10 protein-coding genes and 2 pseudogenes are annotated in these 6,638 nt (G+C 33.1%); 1 reads left to right on the top strand and 11 read right to left on the bottom strand.

Going from position 1 to position 6,638, the window contains the following annotated elements; all coding sequences use genetic code 11:
- From GWJ01_RS03785 to GWJ01_RS03755, 7 genes and pseudogenes are all read right to left on the bottom strand, one after another.
- Positions 1-1,179, bottom strand: a 1,179-nt coding sequence (locus GWJ01_RS03785; RefSeq protein WP_161710715.1) for a VENN motif pre-toxin domain-containing protein, incomplete at its 3' end; no start/stop codon positions are given.
- Between the two features lie 45 nt (positions 1,180-1,224).
- Positions 1,225-1,557 carry a hypothetical protein gene (locus GWJ01_RS03780; RefSeq protein ID WP_109402984.1) on the bottom strand — a complete coding sequence of 111 codons (333 nt, stop codon included), beginning with the start codon at positions 1,555-1,557 and terminating at the stop codon, positions 1,225-1,227.
- Positions 1,558-1,601: 44 nt separating this feature from the next.
- Positions 1,602-1,963: pseudogene (locus GWJ01_RS03775) on the bottom strand (DNA/RNA non-specific endonuclease).
- A 490-nt stretch (positions 1,964-2,453) separates the two neighbouring features.
- Positions 2,454-2,798 (bottom strand): VENN motif pre-toxin domain-containing protein, encoded by a 345-nt coding sequence (locus GWJ01_RS03770; RefSeq protein WP_161710714.1) that lies wholly within the window; start codon positions 2,796-2,798, stop codon positions 2,454-2,456.
- 243 nt (positions 2,799-3,041) lie between these two features.
- On the bottom strand, positions 3,042-3,569 hold the full coding sequence (locus GWJ01_RS03765) for an SMI1/KNR4 family protein (RefSeq protein WP_109402982.1): 528 nt from the start codon (positions 3,567-3,569) through the stop codon (positions 3,042-3,044).
- 283 nt (positions 3,570-3,852) lie between these two features.
- Positions 3,853-4,092, bottom strand: coding sequence for a hypothetical protein (locus tag GWJ01_RS03760; RefSeq protein WP_109402981.1), 240 nt, complete (start codon positions 4,090-4,092; stop codon positions 3,853-3,855).
- 172 nt (positions 4,093-4,264) lie between these two features.
- Positions 4,265-4,570, bottom strand: a complete 306-nt coding sequence (locus GWJ01_RS03755; protein WP_227003227.1) for a hypothetical protein — start codon at positions 4,568-4,570, stop codon at positions 4,265-4,267.
- A 235-nt stretch (positions 4,571-4,805) separates the two neighbouring features.
- On the opposite strand from GWJ01_RS03755, the pseudogene GWJ01_RS03750 reads away from it, so the two are divergent.
- Positions 4,806-4,928 (top strand): annotated as a pseudogene (locus GWJ01_RS03750) (integrase core domain-containing protein); the annotation flags it as partial.
- Between the two features lie 36 nt (positions 4,929-4,964).
- On the opposite strand, the gene GWJ01_RS03745 reads toward GWJ01_RS03750, so the two are convergent.
- The 4 genes from GWJ01_RS03745 to GWJ01_RS03730 form a co-directional block, all read right to left on the bottom strand.
- Positions 4,965-5,486 carry a hypothetical protein gene (locus GWJ01_RS03745; RefSeq protein ID WP_109402979.1) on the bottom strand — a complete coding sequence of 174 codons (522 nt, stop codon included), beginning with the start codon at positions 5,484-5,486 and terminating at the stop codon, positions 4,965-4,967.
- A 78-nt stretch (positions 5,487-5,564) separates the two neighbouring features.
- Positions 5,565-5,807 (bottom strand): hypothetical protein, encoded by a 243-nt coding sequence (locus tag GWJ01_RS03740; protein WP_109402978.1) that lies wholly within the window; start codon positions 5,805-5,807, stop codon positions 5,565-5,567.
- Positions 5,808-5,890: 83 nt separating this feature from the next.
- Positions 5,891-6,067: a hypothetical protein gene (locus GWJ01_RS03735; protein ID WP_157957625.1), complete on the bottom strand. Its 177-nt coding sequence runs from the start codon at positions 6,065-6,067 to the stop codon at positions 5,891-5,893.
- Positions 6,068-6,253: 186 nt separating this feature from the next.
- Positions 6,254-6,493 (bottom strand): hypothetical protein, encoded by a 240-nt coding sequence (locus tag GWJ01_RS03730; RefSeq protein ID WP_109402977.1) that lies wholly within the window; start codon positions 6,491-6,493, stop codon positions 6,254-6,256.
- Positions 6,494-6,638 lie beyond the last annotated feature (145 nt).

Genomic DNA, 6,638 nt, shown 5'->3' with positions numbered 1-6,638 from the left:
TATTTTATTCGCACCTTCGGAACCAATAGCTCCAATTGTACTTCCAACAATACTTGGTACTACTGATACACTCGGCGGAGCTGTAATTGATGGCATTACAACTAATGGGCGATCTTTAAGCCCGCTAGACCAAGGATTAAATTTATTATCAAAATGATGAGTTAACCATTTTGTGCCTCCATAGCCGACTGTTGAACCAACTAATGCGCCTCCCATTGAGACCCAAGGTGATTCTCCATCAATTAAACTTGAAACACCCGCACCAGTTGTATTGGTTGTGAGCGTTCCCCAATACCCCATTCCTGATGTTATTCCTCCTGTTAACAAAGAAGAACCAAAGCTTGCATAACTAAAGCTCGCTTTTGGGTCTGTGTTAATATTATGCACCTGCATGGCTAAATTTGCTGTGCCCGTAGTTGTTACACCTACCACACGGCTAGCAACAGTAGTGCTACCTAACCAACTCGCTACATAAGGGCTAATAGCCTTACTCATTATAGGTAAACCTAATGCTGTCGTTGCAACAACGGCTCGTGGAATATTATTACCACGCTGTAATTCACTATAATTTTCAATGATAGGATCCAGTTTTTTGATACTATATTCAGCAATTGATTTGCAATGAGCATTACAATCTGCTGATTGAATAAGTAAAATTAATTCATCTTGTTGTTGAACCAAATGTTCTTTAGTGATCCTAGTTTCTATCGCTTTTTGCTGTTGTTCTGCATCGACATTATTTCCTAATTCAACTAAATGTTTCTTTTCCTCATCTGTAGAAGCAAGATAATACTTTTCAAGCCATGAAGTTATTTGTTTGGCTGTTAAATAATTATTCTCAACCACCACTTTCCCTGCTTGGGCGGCATTGGCAACACCCGCACTATTATCACTGATTAAACCGCCGACAATCCCTGAGGTTAACGTTGCCCATGCACTTATATTCTGCTTTTCAGTTTCAGTGAGTTCTTCAGGGGTTTTGCCATAAAGTGAGTGCGATAAAATACCCACAGTTTCCCCTGTCATTGCGCCAGAAGCTTGCACTACTGCATTCTCGCCTTTTGCCAACGCAAGGCCTGCATTGAGTAATCCATGCGCTATCGTGCGCTGAATATCACTTTCAACTGTCCACTCCCAACTGACTATTATTGGTAAGAAGCTGAAGGAGAGTAAAGTCACAAGGTGGATCCCTTTGGGATCCACAATAGCGTTCGAGATTGTAATTTAATTTTCGTACTTAAAATCTATATTAATTTTCATTGTTTCTAAATCTAAAGTTACTTCACAGCCTTTCCAAATAGGTAGATCATTAGTTAAATTATGTTCTATATAATAATTTCTCAGTTCAACCAAATTGTGGAGCATCTGTGTATTTGCAACACCACCAGCTGTAAGCCATTTCAATGAATTTTCATTGTCAAGATAATCATATTCATATTCACATGTATTACCTTCAACTGATAAATTAGCTCTCATATTTATCTTTTTAGCCTCATTAGGGGCTATGTTATACAATAACGTACCTATATTATTATATATTTCCTGATCTGTTTTCATTTTTCACCTTTAGAGTCATTAATAAACGTCCTTTCTATAGGGGGCTAATTTCCTATTTTGTATGTAACGTTAATACTATTTGGCCTATCACTATTCCTTATATATACAGGCTCTATCTTAACGATTATCTCTTTATTATCTTTTAACGATCTTGCCCATATATTTTCCATTCACTACGATTTAAATTAGAATTCATTGGCACCATGTTTATTTTTTCACCTGGTCCTGAAAATCTTGTCGCGATTAAATGTCCACCATCATCCCCAGTTTCACCACATTTACCAACTTTACATTGCTGGTAACCATTTCTATCACTTTTATTTAATTCTAATGTAGCTGTAACTGATGTCACTCTACCTAAAGAATCTGTCTGATAAACTTTATTTTCATCAACAGTATAAACCATGTTTGGTTTAGGTTTATTTAATTCTTTATTCCAATTTCCTTTACTACCAGAGACTTGTTTTCCTGGATCTATGTCATTCAGAGACTCTTTATTATCTCGTTCTGGTGTCTGTTTTTTATTATTCTCATTACCTCGAATCGCCGTTGTTCTAACCGTGATCCCAGAATCCTTAGAGGGCCCTGACATACCAATACTATCAAAACCTTCCTTGCTTCCTAAAGCAACTCTTGCCCCAAAAGTCGCAGAATTGAAAATACCTTGAGCACTTTGTTCATTTTCATTTTTAACGAAATTAACCAGTTGCCGTCTATCTTCTGTACTTAACGAATCAAACCATGCTATCCATTTTAAAGTATCTACTTGATCAATTCCGGTTTTTAACTCTTCCCATGAAGCAATCGTTTCTGGAATTTTCCCCTCTTTACCATCTGCTATTGCTTCTTGTCTACGTCTTTCACTAATTTCACGGTATTTTGCATAAATTTTTTCTTTATCTTCCCCCTGTTTTACTCGCTTCTATCAGTGCAAGTCTCATGTCGAGAACATCTCGATTACTTAAATAATTATTCTCAACCACCACCTTCCCGGCTTGGGCGGCATTGGCAACACCGGTGCTATTATCGCTAATTAAACCGCCAACAATCCCTGAAGTTAACGTTGCCCATGCACTTATATTCTGCTTTTCAGTCTCGGTGAGTTCTTCGGGGGTTTTACCATAAAGTGAGGGTGATAAAATACCCACTGTTTCCCCTGTCATTGCGCCAGAAGCTTGTACTACTGCATTCTCGCCTTTTGCCAATGCAAGGCCTGCATTCAGTAAGCCGTGCGCTATCATGCGCTGAATATCACTTTCAACACTATTACCTTGAATTTGATTTTTACTTCATTAAATACTCTGTATTACTAAGTATTTTACAGTGCTAATTTTAATAAACGTACTATACTAAAAAATAGCTTTTCATAGCTTATAAAAATAAGAATGCCGACTGTCAATAGTCAGCATTTCATTATTAGAGATCTTACTGTACTTTTAGTATTTAGGATTATTATTAATTTTTATAGATATACTTTTAATTCATTATTTAATGACTATTAATTCACCAACAAGATCATCTGTTATATCTTTAATAAACATCCGTGTATCTGTATTGACTAAATTACGAAGGTGCTCATTAAAATTTAAACCTGTTGATATTACAGTTTCTTGGTTCTCATCATAATGATACACTAAATCATTATTATCATTTTTAGTTAAGGTAAAAAAGTATTGCGTTTCATTTTCAAATGAGAATACAAATGGTTTTTCTTTTAGAAAATCATAATATTGCAGATTAAATAGCTCTTCACAGAACGAATGTTGAAAAAATATATGCGACCTAACCCCCATATTCTCTCGATAAAAAATTAGTGCATTATCACTAAACAATCCGCCACTACATCTCCCTAAAGATATTAAGAAATCATATAATTGACCTTTTATTTCAACATCATAAAGTTTCTCTATTTTTTTTATTTCATCTATACTATAACCCTTTATTTTATTACAATTTATAAATAGTTCAGGATAAACTGAGTGAAAATAACAAATTTGAGTTTGCTTGTTCATGGTCTTTTTCCTATTGTTCCTTGATAGATATTTATTGTAAATTTAGGATTATTTTCTACAAAACTTGGAACTATTTTACTTCTTCCTATAGTTAGAAAATCTATTTTTAACTCTTTAAATTTTCGTCATTAGCCCGTTCCCAACACCCTTCTTATAAAAATTTATCTTAATACTTTTATTATCTAGCATCTTTTTCTTAAAAGTAATATCTTGAAATTTAATATTAATTAAATACTCTTTACCTTATTAACCATAAAATGAAGAAATATCCACTCAAATAATTTTATTTTCTTAATTTATACTCTATGAACCAACTGCCAATACCAGCACCCACTCCCCCTACTACAGCAACCTTAATGATTTTTTTTAATGAATCAAATGAGAAAGAGAAATCAGCACCAATAAATAACCAAAAAATGCCATGAATTGAAAAGTAGAATAATATTCCTATAAAAAAGAGTACAACTGAAGATAAAACAGCCACAACAAAAAAATATTCAATAGAATTAATTTTATTATTCATTATTTTCATCTCTTTTTTGTTCATTAATATTTTTAATTATTTCTTGGATCTCTGAATTAGTCATTTCTGTTATTGCAGATGATCCTAACTGAGAACATGTAACGAGGTTGAGGTAAAAGGTTAAAATTTGTTGGCATAGTGACTCTTTAAATAGCCACTATGCCATTATTTTTTATAAATCTTTGTACCTATCAGGAAGGTATTCTGGATTTCCAACCATTTTGATTAATCTAATAAGTTCGTCCTTGTAAAAGGATAGTTCTTCCCCATTTTCACAGCCCGTGATTTTGAGTATTTCTGCATCAGAGCAATTAGCTAATACATAATCGATGCATTCTTCGTAAACCATTAATTCACCTTCGGAGGCTCTCACATCATATAGAGTTACACTTGCAATACATTCTTTTTGTAATAAATCCATATCATCACCATTTGATATAATCAGAGAATTTTTCTTTAAAATCTTCTTGTTACTCATTAGAAGGTCGATTCCATTCACCTTTTCTAACACGGTTATCTACATTGCCAATGCACCAGAAAGATTATTGCCAGATAGTGCGATTAATGCATTTATTACAAATGAAGATAAATCCAACTTAGTCTATAACTAACCATCATTAATAAGTGGCTGAATAAATTAGGATTTTAGGTTGTAGCGCACTAATTCCTCTATCACCAAACTGGACTATTGATTATCCGGCTGAGTGAGGGGGAGTAATCTGGAACAAGCAAGAAAATTAGTAGAAGAATCAATTCAACTCTATAATGAAAAACGGCCACAATTATCATTAAACTATAAAACGCCCGATGAAGTACATCGAGCGTTTTATGCCTGAAAAGTTGTCAATCTATATCAGGACTAGTCATACTATTTAAATAATAATTAGTTCACCATGTTGATCGAAAGATGTCTTCACGTCGTAATTTCGAGTATAAACATTAACTATATATCTCAAATAATTTTTTAGATCCCAATCAGTAGCTTCGACTATTTCTTCATTCTCATCATATTGATAAATGATATTAGGTGTAACTGATGCTGTTAAAACAAAAAAGTATTGAGTATAACTTTCCACTGCAATAAAAAATGGTTTTTTATCTAATAAATCATATTGTTGAATAGCAGAGAGTTCCTCTCTCATTCCTGATTGCATCAATATACTTCCTCTTATTGTTTTTTGATTTCTATAAAAAAGAAGAGGATCATCGCCAAAAAGACCACCACTACAACGCCCTATACTCGTTAAAAAATCATATAACTGATCTTTCACTTCGATATCATATAAACGTTCGATTTTTTTTATTTCATCATCAGAATAACCTCGCATATAGCTAACATCAATAGGTAATTCTGGATAAACTGAGTGTAAATATTTGATTAATTTTATATTCATAGTATTATTAATTTCGTCTAAAGCTAAACTCAAGGTGATATATTAAAAATAAAACTTTTACCAAATAGTGTAAAATCATTATATTTTATTTTCCTTTATATAGAGAATTCCAAAGCCAATCCCTGCGGGTATACCTCCGCCTATGCTTATTCTTAACGCTCGTTTAAATTCAATTAAACTAAGTAAAATAGGTCTTTCTACATAAAAATAAAAGAACAAATCTATGCTAATATAAGTAACTATTGCAACAATTAATAATGATAAAGTAAATAAAATCATTAATCCTATAATAAGTACAATAATATGAAATATTCTTTTCATTGTTATTCTTCTGTTTCATTAATTATGTCTTGCATATAACTTGCACTAACTTCCGCAGCCCCGCTATCACCAATATTACCTACTCAAGAAGAAATTTCACTTTCTGATACTTCCTTCATAATATAAGACTTTCCCTTAACCTCTGACTCTGAATATTTTCTCAACACTTCATTAAATCTGGAATTATTGCCTTTTGTTATTATTTTACCAACCCAATTAGTTACAGGTTTTGCTATAAAATTACCTAATCCATACTCCATTAATGCTCCACTTCCTGTCGTGATTGCCTCTATTGCTGGAAGAGGTGATTTTGAATATCACGCTCAGTAACGTTATCGTTGGTTTCTAAAAGGATTGATGAGTACCACGGGCTAACAAGCCAAGGTTATTGAGACGGAGTGATAACCAAAAGAAAGATCCCACCATTTTGAGATGGGATCTTAACATCATCTACGTAACTTATATTCTATAAACCACATCCCTATTCCAACGACTAGCCCAGCCCATAGACTTGCTTTAATAATCTTTTTTAAAAACTCGATTGAAAAAATAAAATCTCCACCAATCAATAACCAAATAATACACTCACCTATGCTGTATATAACCAGTCCCATAATAAACAGGACTACCACACACAAAATAGTCATAACAAGAAAGTATTCAAATTGATTAGTTTTTTGATTCACTATTTTTTTCCTCAACTTCCTTAATTTTCTCTTGCATCAGAAAGTTTGTAGTCTCTGTTGTAAAGGCAGAGCCTATATTTCCCAAAATACCAGGCAAAGGATGGGGTTTCATATCTTTCGAAAGTCCATATAATCCTTTTATAGC

Origin of the sequence: Proteus sp. G2618 (assembly GCF_009915995.1) — a bacterium.
Taxonomy (GTDB): Bacteria; Pseudomonadota; Gammaproteobacteria; order Enterobacterales; family Enterobacteriaceae; genus Proteus; species Proteus terrae.
The sequence above is the reverse complement of the archived record's forward strand: the minus strand, read 5'-3'. Positions and strand labels throughout refer to the sequence as shown.

Coding starts and splice junctions, on each gene's coding strand:
- GWJ01_RS03745 (WP_109402979.1), bottom strand. CDS start 5,486: ATGAATATAAAATTAATCAAATATTTACACTCAGTTTATCCAGAATTA.
- GWJ01_RS03740 (WP_109402978.1), bottom strand. CDS start 5,807: ATGAAAAGAATATTTCATATTATTGTACTTATTATAGGATTAATGATT.
- GWJ01_RS03735 (WP_157957625.1), bottom strand. CDS start 6,067: ATGGAGTATGGATTAGGTAATTTTATAGCAAAACCTGTAACTAATTGG.
- GWJ01_RS03760 (WP_109402981.1), bottom strand. CDS start 4,092: ATGAATAATAAAATTAATTCTATTGAATATTTTTTTGTTGTGGCTGTT.
- GWJ01_RS03770 (WP_161710714.1), bottom strand. CDS start 2,798: ATGATAGCGCACGGCTTACTGAATGCAGGCCTTGCATTGGCAAAAGGC.
- GWJ01_RS03780 (WP_109402984.1), bottom strand. CDS start 1,557: ATGAAAACAGATCAGGAAATATATAATAATATAGGTACGTTATTGTAT.
- GWJ01_RS03765 (WP_109402982.1), bottom strand. CDS start 3,569: ATGAACAAGCAAACTCAAATTTGTTATTTTCACTCAGTTTATCCTGAA.
- GWJ01_RS03755 (WP_227003227.1), bottom strand. CDS start 4,570: ATGAGTAACAAGAAGATTTTAAAGAAAAATTCTCTGATTATATCAAAT.